The 21,870-nt window shown below is 64.8% G+C and carries 1 protein-coding gene (cut by both window edges); it reads left to right on the top strand.

All 21,870 nt of this window come from inside a single coding sequence — locus B9Z51_RS10915, Ig-like domain-containing protein (RefSeq protein ID WP_108374451.1), on the top strand. Of the gene's 52,722 coding nucleotides, 10,013 precede the window and 20,839 follow it; the stretch shown corresponds to coding positions 10,014–31,883 (codon 3,338, partial, through codon 10,628, partial); the first complete codon in view begins at position 2. The start codon and the stop codon both lie outside this window.

Genomic DNA, 21,870 nt, shown 5'->3' with positions numbered 1-21,870 from the left:
TCTGGCCAGTGCCACGGCGCGCCTGGACATCACCCCCGCCAGCAAACTGGTGGACGGCACTTACAGCAACTTGTCCGTGCGCATCCTGGACCGGGCAGGCAACGCCAGCCCGGACCTGAAACTGCCCCCACTGATCATCAGCACGGCGGGCCTGGCCGCTTCCACCGCCCTGGATCTGATCGATGACGACGACACCGGTCTGAGCACCACCGACAACCGCACCCAGCGCAGCACCGGCCTGACCCTGACGGGCACCTCGCCGGTGGGCACGGTGTCGCTGCGGATTTACGACGGCAAAACCTTGCTGGGCGAGACCTACCCGGGCATTGACGCCGATGCGCCGCAGTTTTTCAGCTTCACCTACACCGGCAAGCCCCTGGCCTCTGGCGTACACACCCTGAGCGTGCGTGCAGTGGATCTGGTGGGCACCGAGGGCGCGCCCGCCAGCTTGAGTGTGGTGATTGACGACAGCTTGCTGCCACCCAGTCGGCTGGTGCTGGACCCGAACGCCGATTCGGGCACGTCCAAAACCGACCTGATCACCAACACGGTCAGCAGCATTGGCCTGAGCGGCAAAGCCGAGCCGGGCAGCACCGTGCAGGTGTTTGACGACCAGAATGACAACAACCTGGTGGATCACGGTGAGTTGCTGGCCACCGTCACGGCCAATGCCAGCACCGGGGCCTTCACGGTGTCGGTCAGTCTGGGCTCGGGTGAGCACAAATTGCGTGCCATTGCCACCGATGTGCAGGGCAACACCAGCCTGGCCTCGGCCTCGCTGGCCTTGACGGTGGACCGTCAGCCGCCATCGCCTCCGGTCAGTCTGGCGCTGGCGCCGGGCCAGGACACGGGTCTGAGCGGCATTGACCGCCTGATCAACCTGAGCCGCCCGGTGTTTCGCGTGGGCCTGCCCAGCGACGTGAAAGTGGGCGATGTGGTCTGGATTTCGCAGCCTGGGACTTACTACACCACCAACAATGCCTACGACACCAGCTACACCGTCACCCTGGCCGATTTGCCGGTGTCCGGGCGCGGTTATGTGGACATCACGCTGGCCAACGATCTGCACGAATCGCCGCCGGGTGTGTATTCGAACAACGGGGTCAACTGGGTGCTCAGCGCCTACATCATCGACCAGGCGGGCAACATCGGCCAACGCCTGGTGGTGCCCACTTTGCAAGTCGACTACACCGCCCCTGCTGCGCCCACCAGCCTGAACCTGAGCGATGCACAAGACAGCGGCCGTTCGCTGACCGACAACATCACGGGCATCGGCACCGGCTTCACCATCAAGGGGGCCATGACCAGCGGCACGCGGCGCATCGAAGTGTTTGAAGGCAGCACCTCGCTGGGCTTTGCCAGCTTGCTCAGCGACACCGCCTGGAGCTTCACCTACACCGGCGCGTCCTACAGCCAGACCACGCGGGCTTTCACCGCCCGGGCGCTGGACGAATCGGGCAACTTCGGCCCCCTGTCGGTGCCGCTGGTGGTCGCATTTGACACCCAGCCTGGCGCGAGCTTGTTGCCGCCCAAATGGAGTGCGGCCAGCGACTCTGGCCGCTTGTCTGCCGACGGCATCACCAACGTCAGCACCGGCGTCACGCTGACCGGCTATGCCGACCCCAGCGTGAGCACCACGGTGCGCGTGCGCCTGTACAACGACCGCAACAACGACGGCAAGGTCGACAGCCTGGAACTGCTGGCCACCGTCAACACCGATGCCAACGGCCTGTACACCTTCAGCGGCATTTTTCTCTCACCTGGCACCCAATATCTGCGCGTGGCGCAAGAGGACATCGCGGGCAACTGGAGCGCGGTCAGCGCTGCTGCCGTTTTGGTGGTCGATGAGCTGGCCCCCGAGCGCCCCACCGTCACCCTGCAGACCACCGACGACACCACACCGGTGCTGCGGGGCACTTACGATGCGGCCAACACCGATCTGCTCACGGTGCGTCTGAACAACGTGGCCTATGGCGTGAGCGCCGGGCGCACGGTCACCATAGGCGGTGGCACTTTGACCACCGTGGCCGGTTTGGTGCTGGACGCTGCCAACGGCACATGGCAGCTGGCATTGCGACCCGCTGAAGCGCTGGCGCTGGCAGCTGCGCCTTACGAAGTCATCGTGCAGGCCACCGATCTGGCAGGCAACACCAGTGTGGACAGCAGCGCCAACGAATTGCTGGTGCGTGCGGCCCCGACCGACACGCTGGCCCCGACCTCTGTCCGCCTGGCCCCGGGCAGCGATACGGGTTATTTGGCCAGTGATGCCTCGACGGCCCAACTTGCCCCCGTGCTGCGCGTGGGTTTGAGCTTGCGTGCTGTGGCCGGTGATGCGCTGCGTTTGCTGCAAGGCAGCACCGAGCTGACGCGTTACACCCTGAGCGCCGAAGACATCGCCCGAGGCCACGTCGACCTGCAAGGCCAGACCTTGCTGACGTCTGGCACCGACTACACCAACACCGCCGCCATCACGGCCAGCGTGCTGCGACTGCAAGCCACAGGCACGCTGGAGAGCGCCGCCACGGCGCTGTCGCGCCTGGAAATCGACCAGGCCCCCCCGTCTACCCTGGCCGCGCCCAACCTCGAAACCGGCTCGGACAGCGGTGCCAGCAGCATCGACAACAGGTTGCGTTTTGGCAATGGTTTCACCTTCTACGGCACCGTGGGCAACGACGATGTGGTGCAGGTCCTGCTCTACGCCGACGGCGTTTACCTGGGCAGCACGGGCGTGCGTTCGGACCTCAAATACGTCTTCACCTTGCCCGCCACGGCCACCGCCCTGGCCGTAGGCAGCCACGCCATCACCGCCGTGGCGGTGGACGAGTCGGGCAACCGCAGCGCCATGTCGGCAGCCTTGAACATCAGCATCGACACCCGTGTGGAAGCCCCCAAAAACCTGTGGCTGGTGGCCGCCAGCGATTCGGGCGCCAAAGACGATTTGCGCACCCGCATCGCCACCAACCTGGTCATCAAGGGTCAGGGCGAAGTGGGCGCTACTGTCACCGCGTTTGACGACCTGAACCTCAATGGCGTGGTCGATCCGGGCGAAGTGCTCGCGGGCAGCGCCACGGTGACGGCCGCAGGCACTTTCTCATTGACCCTGACCAGCACCCTGGCCGAGGGCCAGCACCAAATCCGTCTGGTGCAAACCGACGTGACGGGCAACATCAGTGCGCCCAGCAGCGCCATGCCAGTGGTGGTCGACAGTGTGGTGCAGCGCCCCATCAGCGTGGCCTTGGCACCCGGCCAGGACAACGGCACCAGCCTGATTGACAGCGTGGTGGCCACAGCCCGGCCCACCTTCCGCGTCAACCTGGCCCCGGATGCCGTGTTGGGCGACACGCTGCAGCTGTACAAAGCGGCCAGTTTCACGAGCGCCAACCTGATCGGTCAGCGCTTGCTGACGGCCTTGGACATTGCCCGGGGCTATGTGGACCTGAAGTCCACCCAGAACCTGTCGGGTTACTACGACGGCACGCAAAGCGCGGGCATTTATGCCCGCATGATCGACCAGGCGGGCAATGCCAGCGGTTTTTCCAACACCCGTGGCAACTTGCCCTGGGTCACGGTGGACACCACGCTGCCCGCAGCGCCGACCAGCCTGGCCTTGCTCACCCAAGACGACACCGGCATCAGCGCGGCCGACAACATCACGGCGCTGGACACCGGCTTCACGCTGCTGGCCTCAGGGGCCGATGAAGGCATCCGTTTCATCGAGTTCTGGGACAGCCAGACCCTGCTGATGCGCGCCCCGGTGGGCAGCGTCAGCCAAATCAACGTCACCTACGACGGCGAGGCCCTGGCCCCCGGTTTGCACACCGTGTCGGCCCGCTTCATTGACAAGGCGGGCAATGCCGGACCGTTTGCGACCCCCATCCGTTTGCTGGTCGACCCCACTGAAAAAGTGCAGGTACTGGGCATGGGCCAACTGGGTCTGCTCTCGGCCTATGACAGCGGCTACAGCCGCAACGACGCGGTGACCAATGTCAACGCCTTCTGGGTCAGCGGCTTTTTGGCGGCGGGCGCCACGGTGCAGATCTTTGAAGACCTGAACAACGACGGCGTGTATTCGCTGGGCGAAGCGGTGGGCGCAACCACCACCACCAGCAGCACGACAGGGGCGTTTTCTTTGTCACTGACCCTGGGCACCGGCGCGCACCGTTTGCGCGCCATGGCCTACAACGCCAGCACTTCCATGCCGATTGGCGAGGTGTCCGAAGCCTTGGTGATCACCGTCAAAACCACGCCACCGGGCCGACCCGGCGTGGTGGATGTGCTGGCCAGCAGCGACACCCCGGTGGACCTGGCGGTGCAAGGCGTCAGCGCCGCTGACCGCGTGACCAGCGACACCACCCCCAGCTTGCGCGTGGCCCTGCCCGCCGATGCCGCTGTGGGTGACCGCCTGAGCATTTACAACAGCACCACTGTGTTGTATGCCCTGAGCCTGAGCGCCGCACAGGTGCAAGCAGGCGTGGCCGAATTCACCTTGCCCGACATGGTGGCCCTGACCGCAGGCACCTACAACCTGACGGCCAGCCTGACCGACCGCGCAGGCAATGAAGGCGAAAAATCTCCGGCCACCTATCCGCTGGTGGTGGACACCACAGGCCCCAGCATCGGCACGGCCCCCACCTTGTCGGCCAGCAGCGACTCGGGCACCTCGAACACCGACAACCTGACCCAGCGCAACACGGGTCTGAGCTTGAGCGGCACAGTGCCCGCAGACACGGTGCGCGTGTTGGTGTACGACACGCGACCAGACACCACGCAGACCCGCACCGGCAGTTTCAACCCCGGGGCAGGCTTGACCCTGAACGTGGCCGATGTGGCGCAGTACGCGGTGGCGGGGGTCGAATTGGCGTTCCCGGCCGGTGTGGCCAGTGTGAGCATCAGCAATGCGTATCTGGACGGTGCAGGCATCGGTGCGCCTGTACCGGCCGTGGTCTACCGCGAGACCGGCGCCGCCGACCGTTGGCTGCTGGCGTCTTTTGATGCCGCCAGCAACACCACCCGCATGGTGGCGCTGAGCCTGAGCCTGGCCGCTGACGGCAGCTTGCTCGCACGCAGCTCGGGTGCGGCTTGGGCGCGTGGCAACCAGACCACCGATGCCAGCGTGCTCAATGCGGCTTGGCTGCAACCGGTCAGCACCATCGCGGTGGCGGGCAGCGGCGCAGGCACGGGTTACGACATCACCAGTTTTGACTTCAGTTACACCCCGACCCAGACGGTGCAAATTGGCGAAGCCACACTCACGGGCACCAACTACAGCTTCAACACGGGCAACGCCACTGTGCTAGCGGCTGGGGCCCACAGTTTCAGTGTGGCTGCCGTGGATGCGGCGGGCAATGTGGGCGCACGCTCGGCCCTGCGCACGGTGCTGGTGGACACGGCCATCAGCCGCCCCAGCCTGGTCATGGGCACGGTGTGGACCGATACCGGCGTCACCAGTGCGCTGCAAAACACGGGCACGGTGAACCGCATCAGCGGCGTGACCGACCCGGGCGCACGCGTGGTGGTGTTTGACGACCTCAATGCCAACGGCCAGGTGGACGCTGAAGAGCAACTGGCCGAAGTCACGGCCAATGGCTATGGCTGGTTCTATACCGATGGCGCTGTGCTGTCAGCCGGCAACCACAGCGTGCGGGCCATTGCCTTTGACAAAGCGGGCAACCAGAGCCTGGCCAGCTCGGGCGTGAGCCTGAACATCGACCTGCAGCCGCCCATGGCGCCTGTGGGCATCGCCTTGCTGGGGAGCAGCGATGGCGGGCAACGCAGCGACGATGCCTTCACCGCTGCCGGGCGCGACCTCACGTTCCGCGTGAGCCTCAATACCGCCGACACCCGCGTGGGCGAGACGGTCTCGGTGCTCAATGGCAGCACGCTGCTGGCTTCGACCCCGGTCACAGCGGCCATGCTCAGCGCGGGCTATGTGGACCTCAAGGTGAGCGCCGGAACCCTCGCGGCCAACACCTACAACGACGCCATCAAAGCCCAGATCACCGACGCCGCAGGCAACGCCGGGGCCACGGTGTCCATGCCCTCGCTGACCCTCAAGGCCGCGCCAGCGGCGCTGGCCGCGCCCGACCTGATCGCCGAAGACGACAGTTTCACCACGGCCGCTTCGGGCAGCAACAACAGCGGCACTTCGGCCGACAACATCACCCGCAACAGCACAGGCTTCACCTTGAGTGGCACCATTGCCGCCGATGTGGTGAGTGTCGAGGTCTACGACGACCGCAGTGCCACCACGCCGGTGGGCCTGGCACAGGTGGACCGCACCCTGAACACCTGGCGCTTCACCTACAGCGGTGTGCCCTATACCGACATGACGCGCGGCTTCAGCGTGAAAGCGGTGGACCTGGCGGGCAACACATCGGCAGCCAGTGCCCTGCTGTGGGTGGCTTTTGACACCAACGGCCCGGCCAAACTGCCCCCGCTCACGCTCGACAGCCTGGACGACACCACGCCCACAGGCGATGGCATCACCCGCAACAGCTCGGCCTTGACGCTCAAGGGCTTTGCCGATAAAGGCGCCAAGGTGCTGGTGTTTGACGATGCCGATGGCAATGGCCTGATCAACACCGGCGAGCTGCTGGGCAGCGTCAATGCCGACATCACCACCGGCGCTTTCACGCTCGATATGAACCTGCCCCAAGGCACGCACGCGCTGCGTGCGGTGCAATTGGACCGGGCAGGCAACCTGAGTGTGGCTTCGCAAACCTTCAGCCTGAGCGTGGACTTGACGCCGCCGGGCCGCCCCACGGTCGATCCGCTGGCCGTCAAAGGGCAGTTCCAACCCAACAACCTGATCACCAACGGTGACTTCGAAGCCGATGTGGTGGCTGCCGGAACCATTCGAGGTGCCATCACGCCTGCCGGTTGGACCAAGGTCGGAAGCAGCAGCATTGATACCGGCTTGTATGACCCCTTGACCTCTAACTTTGGTTATCCCACCAACAACAACCTGGCTTACATCTTTCAGCCCAGCGTGGCTGGCGGTGTGCAGTTCTACCAAGACACCACCACGACGCTGAGCACGGGTGATCTCTTGACCTTGAGTGTGGATGTGGGTAACCGCGGGGGAACTGTCGCAGCGCACCCCTTGGTGGTGGGCGGGTATGTGGCTTTGTACCGCACCGATGGCACCACTGCGACGCTCTTGTCGCGTCGCGTGATCACCACCAGTGATCTGGGGGCGGATGGCAGCTTCAAAAATGTGAGCATTCAATACACGGCCCTGGCCCAGGATGCCGGACAGCGTGTGCGTGTGCTGTATGGCACACCACAAGATCTCACGGCCAATGCTTATCTGGATCTGGACAACTTGCGCCTGACAAGGCAAAGCGCTGCCCAGCAGGCCATGTCTGCAGCGGGCAATTGGCCGGTCAGCACCACTTTGACGGGAAGCTTTGACAAACTCAACACGGCCTCGCTGAGTGTGACGGTTGATGGCAACAGCTACACCAGCAGCCAAGGACTGGTGCTGGATATGACCCAGGGCACTTGGTCCTTGAGCGTGCCCACCAGCAGCTTCAGCAGTGCCAACCCGACCGTCACCGTGACCGCCATCGATGCTGCAGGCAACAGCATGGGCAACGTGGAAACGCAGCCTTTGTTGGTGCTCAATGATGTGCATGGCCTGAACATCTGGGCCGCGCCCAAACTGCTCAACCCCACAGGCACAGAGGCCACCTCCAGCAACAGCGCCCAGGTGACGCTGCGCCAGGCCTTGGCCGCAGGCGTGCTCAGTGGCGACACCTTGACCCTCAAGCAAGGCAGCAGCACCTTGCTGACCTACACCCTCACGGCAGCCGACGTGGCGCGGGGCTATGCCGATCTGAGCGCCACACTGGCTTCAACCAGCATCAACCCGATCACGGTGGATTACCGTGTGGGGGGCGCAGTTGCCGTGGTGGCACGCAGTTACATGCCCATGCTGCGCATTGACAACGTGGCGCCCAATGTAGCGCCCGCACAGCCCACCTTGCTGAGCGCTGATGATGCGGCACTCGCCGGGGGCGCTGCCAACACCGATTTGACGATCGCCCGCAACACGGGCTTCACGCTGACAGGCACCGCCAGCAGTGGCCAGGGCGTCACGCGCATTCAGGTGCTCGATGGTGCAGGGGCTACCGCCACGGTGCTGGGCTACGCGGATGTGAAGGCCGACAACACCTACGTCTTTGTCTACACCGGTGCGCCTTTGGCCGATGGCGCCCACAAGTTGAGCGTGGTTGAACTCGACGCCGCAGGCAACAGCACGCAGCGTTTGAGCTTTGGCAGCAACCTGACGACCACCGCCACGTCCACCGGCCTGAGCGCTTCGCGTGTCGATTTGGTCGAGTTGAGCAGCGCCATCATGAATGGCAAGTCCGTTGACGGCGGCCCCAGTGCCAATGCCAGCTTTGTCCGGATGGCGGGCACCACCGACACCTGGATCGCGGTTTACAGCAATGGTGTGCACACCAAAATGGTCGCGGTGGTCTTGAGCACCAGCGGCACCGCTTTGCAGATCCGAAGCACCGGCGCCCGATACTGGACGCACGGCGGCAACCCCGCACAGACCGCTGCTGCCGTCAATGCCGCCTGGATCGCAGGCACGGCCATGACGCTGGCCACCACAGGCACGGCCGACGGCTATGGCCTGGTCAACATCACCGGCTCGGTGATCAACTGCTCGCTCGACCGCGTGGTGACCCTCGACACCCGGGTCTCGCCACTGAGCGCGCCCACGCTGACCACCGCTTCGGACAGCGGCAACCTGAACAACGACGGCCTGACCCGCAACACTTCGGTGACGCTGACGGGCACGGCTGAAGCCGGGGCCACGGTGCAGGTTTTCCGGGACCGCAACGGCAACGCCCGCATGGACGAAGGCGAATCGCTGGGCACCGCCACCTTGACGGGCAGCAGTTACAGCCTGAGCTTGAATTTGCCTGCGGGCACCCACAGCCTGTATGCCCTGGCGACCAATGTGGCCGGTGCCATGAGCGTGTCGGCCGCCAGCACCGTGGTGGTGGACACCTTGGCGCAGCGGCCCACGGGCATCCAGGTCATCGCGGGTGACAACGGCGTGTTTGCCGCCGACGGCATCACCAGCAACTTGCAGCCCACCGTGCGCGTGAATTTGCCTGCCGAAGCATTGGTGGGGGACAAAATCCGCCTGTACTCGGCGGACAACACCACCTCGGTGTTGGCGACCTTGCTCATCACGCAAGCCGACAAGGACAGGGGCTATGTGGACTTTGACCCCCGTGACGGGGTGACCACCGAATCGGTGCTGAGTTTGACGGGCAGCGGCTATGTGAACTTCTCGCTCAACGAGCCCGAGACCAGCATCAGCCGGGAAATTGTGTTCCAGACCACGACGGGCGGGGGCTTGTTCGCAGTCAGCAGTGGCGGGGCCTATGACCGGGGTCTGTGGGTCACGGCCGACGGCAACATCGGCTCTTATGTCTGGAACAGTGAGGTCATCTACACCACCGGTCTGAACCTGACCGATGGCGCCGTGCACCGCGTGGTCTTCACCCTGGGCGCCCGAGGGACCGATATTTATGTGGACGGCGTGTTGCAAGCCCATGGCAACCGCACCAGCTCTGACTACAACTGGGACACCGAGCAACGTCTGGGGCAGGCCTATCACGGCGGCTACTTTGACGGCAAGATCCTGTCTTACCGAAGCTGGAACCAGCAGCTGAGCACACTGGATGCCACGGCCTTGTCGGCGGGCTCCGCCATCACGCCTGTGGCCAGCCACACCCTGGGCTTCACCGCCGGTGGTGCCACCATCACCGACACGGCAGGCGCAGGCGCCACGGTCATCAGCACCTTCAGCAAAGTGGGCACGGTGGCCAGTGGGTTCACCCTGGTGGCGGACACGGTCTACACCCAGGCCATCAGTGCCCGTCTGGAAGACCAGGCGGGCAACCTGAGCGCCTCGGTGGTGCTGCCGCGCTACACCACCGACAACACCGCGCCGACCACGCCCACGGTCACGCTGCTGAACTCCGACACGGGCAGCAGCAGCACCGACCGCATCACCCGCATGAGCCGTGGTTTCACGCTCAGCGGCACGGCCACGGCGGGCGTGCTGGTGTCCATCTATGACGGCGAAGTGCTGATCGGCACCGCACCGGTGTTGGCCAACAACACCTGGGCCTGGACGCACAGCGGCGCCGCACTGAACAGCGGCATCCACAACATCCTGGTGCGCTCCAGCGACGCGGCGGGCAACTTGAGCGCCTATTCCAGCACCCTGGTGCTGGACTTCGAGGACAGCGCCACCACGCCCATCAAGGCCTATGCCAACCGCTTGTGGATTGGCAACAACACCACCGTCGATACAGGCAACCCCGACGACCAACTGATCTCGGGCAACAGCATTTCTTTGACCGGCCGCATGGCGCCCAACGCCACGGTCTGGCTCTACAACGACCGCAACAACAATGGCTTGCTCGACAGTGGCGAGCTGCTCAGCACCAGCTTGACGACCGACGCGGCAGGCCTGCTGACGGCCAGCACGGTGACCTTGCCTGGCGGTGTGAACCGTTTGCGTGCCATGGCTTTGGACAGCCAAGGCAACCTGATCGGTACCCAAAGCGATGCCTTGGTGGTGACCTCGCAGCGCACCATGCCCCTGTTGCCTGGCACGCCGCGCTTGCTGGCTGCAGACGGCGTGAGCTTCGATGACGACGGTGTCACCGCCCTGGCGCAGCCCAGTTTCCGCATCGATTTGCCGGTGACCGGTGATGGTGTGGTGCAAGTGGGTGACCTGGTGGTCATGAAAAACAGCGCCACCGAGCTGGCACGCGCCAGCCTCACGGCCAGCGACATCGCCCAGGGTTTTGTGGTGCTCAAGGTGCTGCCCAACCAGGCGCTGGCGGCTGCGACCTACAACAACCTGATCAGTGTGCAGCTGATCGACGGTGCAGGCAGCATCAGCCAGGCCGCTGCCGTGACTTCACTCACCGTGGCGGGCGGCTTGCCGTCTTCGGCGGTGTTCACCATCGCGCCGACGGTGGCCTCGGATCTGGGCGCATCGGCCTATGACCGCATCACCAACACCACCAGTCCGACCTTGCGCGTCTACCTGGGCGCAGGGGCTGCTGTAGGCGGTTTGGTGGAAATCTTCAACGCCAGCACCGCGGGCACCAACGATGTCAACCGCAAAGGCAACGCCACGCTGACCGCTGCCCACTTGAGCCAAGGCTATGTGGATGTGGCCACGACGGCATTGACGGCAGGCACAGGCACCAACTACTTCCGTTACACCGCACAGGGGGCGGTGAAGTCGGCCACGCTGAACGCGATTGTCAACCTCACCATCGACACCACGGCACCGGCCCTGGCGGTGGATTTGAACCTGGCAGACAGTGACGATCTGGGGCGCAGCAGCACCGACAACATCACGCGCCTGAACCAGGTCATCACTTTCAATTCATCGACAGTGTTGGGCAATGCCGCCGATCTGGCTTGGGTGAATGTGTATGACGGTGCGCAACTGATCGGGCGCGCCAGTGTGGGCAATGTGCAGGGCAGCCAAGTCTTTTCGTTCACCCTGCCTGCGGGTGTGACCCTGTCAGATGGGGTGCATGCCATGTCGGTCCGACCGGTCGACTTTGCGGGCAACGAGGGCGCTGCCAAAACGCTGAACGTGACCATCGACGCCACCGCCCCGACGGGCCTGACGGCCAGCCTGGCCAGTGCGGACCTGACCGACACGGTCAATCGCCTGACCAGCAACGTCAATGCGCTCACGCTCAGCGGCGCGGCCGAAGTCAATGCCCGCATCAGCGTCTTCAACGACAGCAACAACAACGGGCGACGCGATCTGGGTGAAGACAGCTTGGCGCTCTACACCAAGGACACCGGCACCGTCATCACCAGCACGGTGGTGGCCGATGTCAACGGGGCCTACACGGTGGACCTGCGCGGTCTGGCCGTGGGGGCCTACAACTTGCGCGTGGTGCAAACCGATGTGGCGGGTAACGAGCAAATGAGCTCGGCAGTGTCCTTCACGGTGGACACCAGCGCCCTGGCCCCCCAAAGCATGGTGCTGCTGACCAGCAGTGACACGGGGGATTCGCCCTACGACGGCAAGACCAACGACAACACGCCCACGTTCCGCATTGCCTTGCCCGGCGATGCGGTGCCGGGTGACAAGGTGCGCATCAACACCAGTTCTGTGGTGACAGGCACCCAACTGGGCTTGGTCACGCTGCAAGCAGCCGACATGGCCGCGGGCTACATTGATTTCACGCCCACCACCGCCATGAACGCGGGCACGGCCGTGACTTATTCATCGACCACGGCCGTGACGGCCTTCATGATCGACCGGGCAGGCAATGCCAGCGCGGGCGTGACCTTGCGCACGTCACTGGTGGTGGACAACGCCTTGCCAGCAGCCCCTGCCTATGCGCCCGATTTGGTGGCGGTGGACGACACCGGCACCTTCAGCACCGATGTCAACAACACCGACAACCGGGTCAACCGGGGCACGAACCTGAGCTTTGCCTCGTACAGCAGCTTGCCCACGGGCACGACGCGTGTGGAGTTGTTTGACACCTTTGGTGGCGTCACCCAAAGCCTGGGTTTTGCCGTCATGCCCAGCGCCTCGACCTGGGTCTTCAGTTACCAGGGCCCGGCCCTGGCCCATGGCACGCACGCCATCACCTGGCGCGCCTGGGATGTGGGTGGCAACCGGGGTCCGGTTTCTGCGCCATTGAGCCTGGTGGTCGACACCACAGGCGCCTTGCCGCTTGCGCCCACCGTGGGCAGCGACACGTCCACAGCACTGCGCGTGGCCCTTAAAAATTCAGTCACCGATGACACGGGCACGCTGGGTGACAACGTCACCAAGACCCGTTCACCCACGCTGGTGGGTGTGGCCGAGCCCGGCGCGCGCATCAGCATTTATGAAGACCGCAATGGCTCGGGTGTGGTGGAGCCGTCCGAGCTGGTGCTGAATGCGCAGAGCGCGCGTTTTGTGCTGGCCCACGCCACCACCGGTGTGTTTGAGTTCCAGTTGAGCGCCTACCAAAAAGCAGGCGTGCACCGCTACATCGTGGTGCAAAACGATCTGGCCGGAAACATGGTGGCCAGTGCGCCGCTGTCCATCACCATCGACTTCACGGCCACCAAACCGCTGTGGCTGAACCTGCAAGAAACCAGCAGCGTGGACAGCGGTTATCTGAACAATGACAAGATCACCAACGCCCCGCCGCAAGTCGTGATGCGTTTGCCCGCGGATGCCCGCGTGGGCGACACGGCCCGGGTGCGTGTGCTCAGTTATCTGAATGGCACGGTGCACACCACGGTCGACGTCTTGTTGACGGCGGCCGAGATCGACGCCGGGCAGGTGTTGTTTGCGCTGACGCGTGAGCAGATGAAGGGCAACACGCCGGGCAACTATTACATCGACGGCGCCATTGTGGATGCCGCAGGCAATACGCCCTCCTACAAGGGCTTGAACCCCGGCTCCATCACGGGCAGCTACAACCTGCTGTACGAAACCCGGCCGCCAGCCGACCCCTTCACCGCCAGCCTGTATCTGGGCGATGGCAGCAACAACAACACCACCGCCAGTGTGGCGGCGCGCACCGCAAGCACAACGCTCAACCGCCTGTTCACGCTGGAGGGCACTTTGCCCGCACGCGCAGCCACCGATTCGCTGGCCGATGTGGTCAAGGTCCAGGTGTATGACCGTGTGGGCAGCAGCCTGTATTTGCTGGGTGAGGCGGGCGTCAAGTCGACCGGCAATGCCTGGGCGCTGACCTATGACGGATCGGCCCTCAAGCAAGGGGCCCACAACATTGTGCTGCGCAGTGTGGACATGGCGGGCAATGTCTCGGCCACCGATGCCGAACTGCTGGCCACCACCTCGGTGCTGACGCTGACCGTGAACAACGCGCAAGTGCTGACCGAGCCCACTGACCGTGTGCGGCCCCAGTTGCTGGGGGGCTTGAGCTTCAACGGCGATCTGATCACGCTGCGCCTGAGCGAAGCGGTGCAGTCGGCATTGCCTTCCGATGCGTTTGCCGTGGCGGTGGATGGCGAGCTGGTGGACGTGCTGTCGGTGACGCTGGATGCCAGCGACAGCACGCAGACCCGCCTGCTCATCACCTTGGCCCAAGCCGTGACACGCGGGCAGGCGGTGACCCTGGCCTACACCGATCCTTCAGCCGCTGACAACGGCACGGCTTTGCAAGACCTGGCAGGCAATGATGCCGCCAGCTTCTATGTGAGCTCGGACGCCGTCAGCAACCTGAACGTGCCCGCCACCCCGGGCACGCCCGATTTGCTCAGTGAAGACGATTCCGGCCGATCCAGCCTGGACAACAACACCAAGATCAACGGCCTGAGCCTGTCGGTCGGCATTCCGCAAGGCGTGGCGGTGGGCGACAGTCTGCAAATTGCGCTCAATGACGCCGGCAGCACCGTGCTCAAGACGGTGCTGCTGACCCCCGCTCAGATCGCGATGGAGCGCGTGATCGTGAGCCTGCCCACCCAGACCACGGGTCTGGATGCGGTGCAAGGTCAGCTGCTGGCTTTCAAGGCCCGTGTGGTGGCGGCTTCGGTCTTGAATGCCGGAACAAGCGCTGCGATGGCTTCGGAGTGGTCGGGGGTGCTGAATGTGGTGCTCGATGTGGTGGCGCCGGTGCAGCCTGCGCTGGCCAATATCGACGGCCTGGGCATCGACACCAGCACGCTGGAAGGCTATTCGCGCAACAACCGGCCGCTGCTCGAAGGCGCGGCCGAAGCGGGCACGGTGGTCAAAGTGGTGGCCAACGATGTGGTGCTGGGCACAGCCTTGGCCGATGCATCGGGCCATTGGTCGTTTGACACCAACGGCAGTTACCTGGCCGATGGCCGTTATGCCATCGTGCTCACGTCCACGGACACCGCAGGCAATGTCAGTCCGCTCAGTGCGGCCTTCACCCTGATCATTGATGCGCAAACGCCCAAAGTCCCACAGGTGCTGGCGGTGCAAGCCGACACCGGCAGCCTGGACAACGATGGTGTGACCCGCACCCGAACCCAGGTCATCAGCGGCACCGCTGAAGCCCGGGGCTGGGTGGATGTGTACCGCAACGGCGTGAAGCTGGGCAGTGCGCCAACAAGTGGCAGCGGTGCTTGGGTCTTCAATGATCTGGTGGGCAATGCGCCGCGCAGCCTGGCCGATGGCCGCTATGTGTACACCGCCATTGGCCGTGACTTCAGCGGCAACACCAGCCTGGCGTCCAACCCCTTTGTGGTGATCGTGGACAACGTGGCGCCCGATGCCCCGATCATCCGCGCCATGACGCCGGACACTGGCGGCAGCCAGACCGACCACCTGAGCAACAGTGCCGCGCTCGAGTTGAGCGGCACGGCAGAGCCCAACGCCAGCATCGAGGTTTACATCGGCGGTACCGATGCCAGCCAGCTGGTGGGGGTGACGACGGCCAGCAGCACCGGGGCCTGGCTGTTCGATGTGGGCAGCCTGGCGCTGGAGCAGGGCGACTATGCCTTCCAGGCCAAAACGGTGGACTTGGCGGGCAATGCCAGCGAAGCCTCTGCGGTGTTCAAGGTGTCGGTGGACACCACGCCACCGGCAGCGGTCAGTGGTCTGGCCCTCAATGGCGTGGCCTTTGAGGTGTCGGACACGGTGCCCAGTGCCAACCTGAGTTTTTCAGGGCAGGCCGAGGCAGGCGCACGCGTATCACTGGCCCTGGATGGGCAGTTCCTGGGCGTGGTCACGGCCGACGCAGTGACCGGCTTGTGGAGTTTTGACGACAGTGCCAGCGTGCTCGATGACGGTGCCTACACCCTGACGGTGCAAACCGAGGACCTGGCGGGCAATCTGGGCGGCATGAGCACGTTTGATTTCAATGTGCATGCCACGCAGCCCCTGGCGCCGGTGATCACGGGCCTGACCCCTGCCACCGACACGGGGCTGAGCAGCAGCGACCGCATCACCCGCCTGGCACAGCCTGAGCTGAGCGGCACGGCCTTGCCGGGCAGCACTGTCAAGGTGTTTGCCTACAACTTGTCAACCCTGGTGCTGGGCAGCACACCGCTGGTCACGGTGGTGACCGGGGCCGATGGCAGCTGGTCGGCGCACTTGCCCAACGCTTTGGCCAGCGACGGTCGTTATGGCTTCAAGGCCACCGCCACCGATGCCGATGGCCTGGTCAGTGCCTATTCGGCCGCCTTGGTGGTGCAGCTGGACACCGCAGTGCCCACCTCGGGCAGCCTGTCGGTGGATGCCGTCACGGACGACAACATCATCAACGCGGGCGATCTGCTGCAGGGCGTGACCCTGAGCGGCACGGCCGAGGCGGGGGCCGCTTTGACCCTGGTGCTGGGCGCCGGTGGGGCGGCCAGAACCGTGGTGCCGGAGAGTTTTGGCACGCAATGGTCCTATGCGCTCACCGCCGATGATGTGGCGGCCCTGGGCGAAGGTTCAGGGCGCAGCATCCGCCTGGTGGTCACCGATGTGGCGGGCAACAGCACGTCCTTGACCCATGCGGTGGACGTGCTGACCACGCCCCTGGCGGCGCCTGGCATGCCCGATTTGCTGACGGCAGATGACCTGGGCCTGAGCGATGTGGACAACCGCACATCGGTGAACGCACCGAAGGTGCAGGTCGTGCTGTTTGATGGCGCAGGCCGCAGGGCCAGTGCCGGTGACATGCTGGCGCTGGTGGATGCGGCGGGCGATGTGTGGGCTGAAATCAGCCTGACGTCCGAGCAAGTCAGCGCGGGCGTGGCAACGGTGCAGTTGGGGGCCACAGCGCCTTTGGACGATGGCCTCTACAGCTTGAATGCGCGGCTGACGGACCGATCGGGCACCACGGTGCTGTCGGCCAATGCCCTGGATTTGCAGATTGACACACGCGTGCCGGACGCCCCCGGCGCCCCGGACTTGAACGACAGTGACGACAGCGGTCGCTCTGCAAGCGATAACCGAACCCAGGTCAAACGGCCTGTGGTGACGCTGGAGATTGACACGGCCAAAGTCGCTGGTGCGGGCTTGTTGGCCGGTGATGTGGTGGAGTTGTGGCAAACCAACGCAGGCTCCACAGGCCTTGAGCGGGTGTTGCTGGGCAGCACCACTTTGGCGGCGGGCTTTGACCCGTCTGTTCAGACCACGGTGACGGTGCAGCCCCTGGCTGACCTGGCCGATGGCCTGTACACCCTGGTGGGTGTGGTGCATCGCACAAGCGTGGCGCTGAGCAGCCCGGATTCGCCGGTGCTGAACCTGGTGGTGGACACGACAGCGCCCACGGCAAGTTCTGCGCCCACTTTGCTGACTGCCGATGACACGGGCGTTTCCAGCACCGATCAGATCACGCGCAAGTTGTTGCCACGTTTCTCGGTCAGTCTGGACAACACCCAGGCCGTGGCCGGTGACACCTTGCAGGTCTTGCAGGGCACGCAGGTGCTGGGCAGTGTGGTGTTGACCGAGGCCCAGGTCCTTGAAGGCGTGGTCGGGGTGAGCCTGGCCAGTGCTTTGCCTGAAGGTGTCTATGCCTTGACGACCCGCTTGCTCGATGCGGCCGGTAACCTGAGCGCCGCCAGTGCCGTCCAGGATGTGACGCTGGACAAGACATCGCCGTTTGCAGCACGCATTGACGGCTTGGAAAACGACACCGGTGAGGCCTCAGATCTGCTCACCCGCGACAGCCGCTTGACGGTGTTCGGCACCTCGGAGCCCGGCAGTGAAGTGGTCTTGCTGGACGGCGTCACCACCGTGGGTGTGGCTGTGGCCGACAGCCAAGGCCAGTGGCGTGTGACGAGCACCGCCTTGCTCGATGGAGAGCACACCCTGACGGTCAAGAACCGCGATGCGGCAGGCAATATCGGGGGCCTCAGTGCGCCCATGGTGGTCAGCGTTGACACAGCGGCCCCCAATTTGTCCTTGGCCGCCGTGGCGGGCAATGACATCGTCAATGCGGCAGAAAAATCTGCAGGCCTGATTTTGCGCGGCAGCAGCGAAGCAGGCGCTTCGGTGCAGCTGTCTTGGTCTGGCTCGCAGGGCGTGCTGAATTTGCCCGCCACGACAGACGCCGCCGGGCAATGGACTTTGGAGCTGAGCGCCACCGATCTGCAGACCTTGGGCGAGGACGGCCTCACCACGCTGACCGTGAGCGCCACCGATGCGGCCGGCAACGTCAGCCGCATCACCCGCAGCATCACGCTGATGAGCACGCCACCGACGGCGCCAGTCTTGAGTGGTTTGACCGCCGACACCGACAGCGGGCGCAGTACCAGCGACGCGATCACGGCCAACACCCTGCCCACGCTGGCGGGCCGTGCTGAGGGCGCGCAGTGGGTCAAGGTGTATCTGGGCAGTTCGCTGCAAGCCACGGTGGCGGTGAGCGACGGGCAATTTGGCTTCACGCCTGCACAGCGCTTGGCCGACGGTGTTTACAACTACACCGCCGTCGCCCTGGATGCCGCTGGCAACACCAGCGAGGTCAGTGGTGCCCTGAGCATCACGGTCGACACGACGGCCCCTTTGTCCACCAGCCTGACCGGCCCCGATGTGACCGGGCAAGCACGGCCGACTTTGACGGGCAGCGCCGAGCCCGATGCCGAGGTGCGCATTCTGGGCACCGGTCTGAACACCGAGCCGGTGGTTCGGGCCGATGCGGACGGCCAATTCAGCTGGCAACCGAGCGCTGATCTGGCCGATGGCCATTACAGCCTGATGGCGGAAGTCGTGGATCTGGCGGGCAATGTGTCCTCCAGGTCTGAGCCACTGGCCTTGGTGGTGGACACCCGAGCGCCCAATGCCCCGACCCTGGCGGGCTTTGGCACCGTGGGCGGCACGCCGACGGCCTTGATTTCTGAGGTGCAGCAGCAGGTGCTGCAAGGCATGGCCGAGCCGGGTGCCGTGGTCGAAGTCTGGCGCGACGGGATCTTGCTGGGCACCCCCACAGCCGACAGCACCGGTGCCTTCACCCTGGACCTGACCGATGCCGCGCTGGCCGATGGCACTTACAGCTTCACCGCTTTGTCGACCGACCGGGCGCTGAACATCTCTGCATTGGCCAGTCCGTTTGATTTGACGGTGAGCGCCATGGCGCCTGCTGTTGGCACGCTGTCCTTGATCGCATTCACGGACAGTGGCGACAGCGACACCGATGGCCTGACGCAAGACAACAGTTTCACGCTGTCTTTGACGGGTCAAGACCCGGCGGCCGTGGTGACTTATGAGGTCTCGACAGACGGCGGGCTGAACTGGGACACCACCTCGGCCGAGCAAGGCCCGCTGGCAGACGGCAGCTACCAGTTCCGCGCGCAGATGCTCGATGCCGACAGCAACCTGAGCATCAGCAATGTGCACAGCGTGACGATTGACACCGCGGTGGCAGCAGGCGTGTTGAGCTTGGAGGGCTTGGCCGACAGCGTCAGCCAATCAGGCGGCATCAGCACCACCGACAACAGCTTTGATCTGACACTGACAGACCCAGACGCCGATGCAAGCGTGGTCTACCAAGTGTCCACCGACAGCGGCGCAAGCTGGCGCTCCACCTCCACCGCCCAGGTCAATCTGGCAGACGGCAACTACCAGTTCCGGGCGCAAGTGACCGATGCAGCGGGCAACGTGGCCACGACGGCGGTGCAGCGTGTGACGATCGATACCACACCCGCTGAACTGGATGTGATCAAGGCCTATGCAGACACCAACGGCAGTGGTTCCGGCGCGGTGCCTGACCTGGCTGTTTTCACGGCATGCGCTGTGACCGGGGTCGATGCCAGCAATCTGGACGCCATCCTCAGTGCCTTGGCAAGCAGTGCCGTCACTGCCGCCGAGACCGACACGGTGGCCAAAGTGCAGGCCCTCGTCGATGCCTACAAGGCGATTCAAACCCATGCCGATGGCCTGTCGGACAACCACACGACACCTCCTTCTCAGGCGCAATACGCCGCCATCGGTGTGACCGGGGTGGACAGCGCCGCCAAGGCCAGCTTGCTGGGTGATGTGATCGACAGCCAAGCTTTTGACGCCGTCGACAGCGTCCCTGAAATCCAGGCCTTGGCGGACGCCGTGCAAGCGGTCATGGCCGGTACGCCCAGCCTGGCGCAATTGGCCAGTTTGGGAGTGCAAGGGGTCACCGCTGAAAACCTGGCCGCCGTGCAAGCCGCACTGGCCAGCGTGACCGATGCCACTGAGCTGAGCAGCTTGGTGGGTTTGCAAACAGTGGTGTTGGCCGGCGCATCCAAGCACGCCCAAGATGCAGCCACCGCCGCAACCGCTGCCACCACAGCCGCCGCAGCAGCCAAAACAGCTTTGGACAGCGCCGTTGCCGCCATGAGCAGCCCGGCCACGCCTGCCGAGTTGGCAGACATTGAGGCCCAGCAGGCCGCAGCCTTGGCGGCTGCCGCTGAGGCTGCTGTCAAAGCGGCAGCGGCTTCAGCGGCTGCGACAGCAGCGCAAGAAGCAGCAACGGCCGCCGGTGAATCTGAACCTGCCAGCGTGGCCACAGCCAACGCTGCTGCTGCCGCTGCAAGTGCGGCGGGTGGGGATGCCACCGCATCGGCCACGGCCAGCGAAACTGCGACCGACGCCAAAGTGGCCAGCTTGGCCACCGCTGCTGCCAATGCCGCAACTGCCGCCAGTGGGGCTGCAGCAGCAGCGACAGCGGCCAAGACTGCGTTGGACAACGCCGTCGCCGCTCTGAGCGATCCGGCAACGCCAGCTGAACTGGCAGACGTTGAGGCCAAGCAGGCTGCAGCATTGACTGCCGCCGCTGATGCAGCAGCCAAAGCTGCAGCAGCGACTGACGCAGCGACAGTTGCACAAGCTGCCGCCACAGCGGCTGGGGAAACAGTTCCATCCAGCGTAGCCACTGCCAACGCCGCCGCCACAGCTGCAAGCACAGCGGGCACCGACGCCACCACATCGGCCACGGCCAGCGAAACAGCGACGGATGCCAAAGTGGCCAGCTTGGCCACCGCCGCTGCCAGTGCAGCGACTGCCGCCACAACGGCAGCTGCAGCAGCCACAGCGGCCAAGACTGCGTTGGACAACGCCGTCGCCGCTCTGAGCGATCCTGCAACGCCTTCAGAACTGGCAGACGTTGAAGCCAAGCAAGCCAACGCATTGACTGCCGCCGCTGATGCAGCCGCCAAAGCCTCAGCAGCGACTGACGCAGCGACAGCCGCGCAAGAAGCAGCCACAGCGGCTGGTGAAACAGTTCCATCCAGCGTAGCCACTGCCAACGCCGCCGCCACAGCTGCAAGCGCAGCAGGTACCGCCGCCACCACATCGGCCACAGCCAGCGAGGCCGCAACGGATGCCAAAGTGGACAGTCTGGCCACCGCCGCTGCCAGTGCCGCGACTGCCGCCACAACGGCTGCAGCAGCAGCGACAGCGGCCAAGACTGCGCTGGACAACGCCGTCGCCGCCCTGAGCGATCCTGCAACGCCAGCTGAACTGGCAGACGTCGAAGCCAAGCAAGCCAACGCATTGACTGCCGCTGCTGATGCAGCAGCCAAAGCCTCAGCAGCCACTGACGCAGCGACAGCAGCGCAAGAAGCAGCTACGGCCGCCGGTGAGTCTGAACCTGCCAGCGTAGCCACTGCCAACGCCACTGCCACAGCTGCAAGCGCAGCGGGCACCGCCGCCACCACATCGGCCACAGCCAGCGAGGCCGCAACGGATGCCAAAGTGGCCAGCTTGGCCACCGCCGCTGCCAGTGCCGCGACTGCCGCCAGTGCGGCTGCAGCTGCAGCGACAGCTGCGAAGGCCGCTCTGGATAGCGCCGTTGCAGCCCTGAGCGATCCGGCAACACCAACAGAACTGGCAGAAGTTGAAGCCAAGCAGGCTGCAGCACTGACTGCCGCCGCTGATGCAGCAGCCAAAGCCTCAGCAGTGAC

Source organism: Limnohabitans sp. T6-5 (assembly GCF_003063315.1).
Lineage (GTDB): Bacteria > Pseudomonadota > Gammaproteobacteria > Burkholderiales > Burkholderiaceae_C > Limnohabitans_A.
The sequence above is the reverse complement of the archived record's forward strand: the minus strand, read 5'-3'. Positions and strand labels throughout refer to the sequence as shown.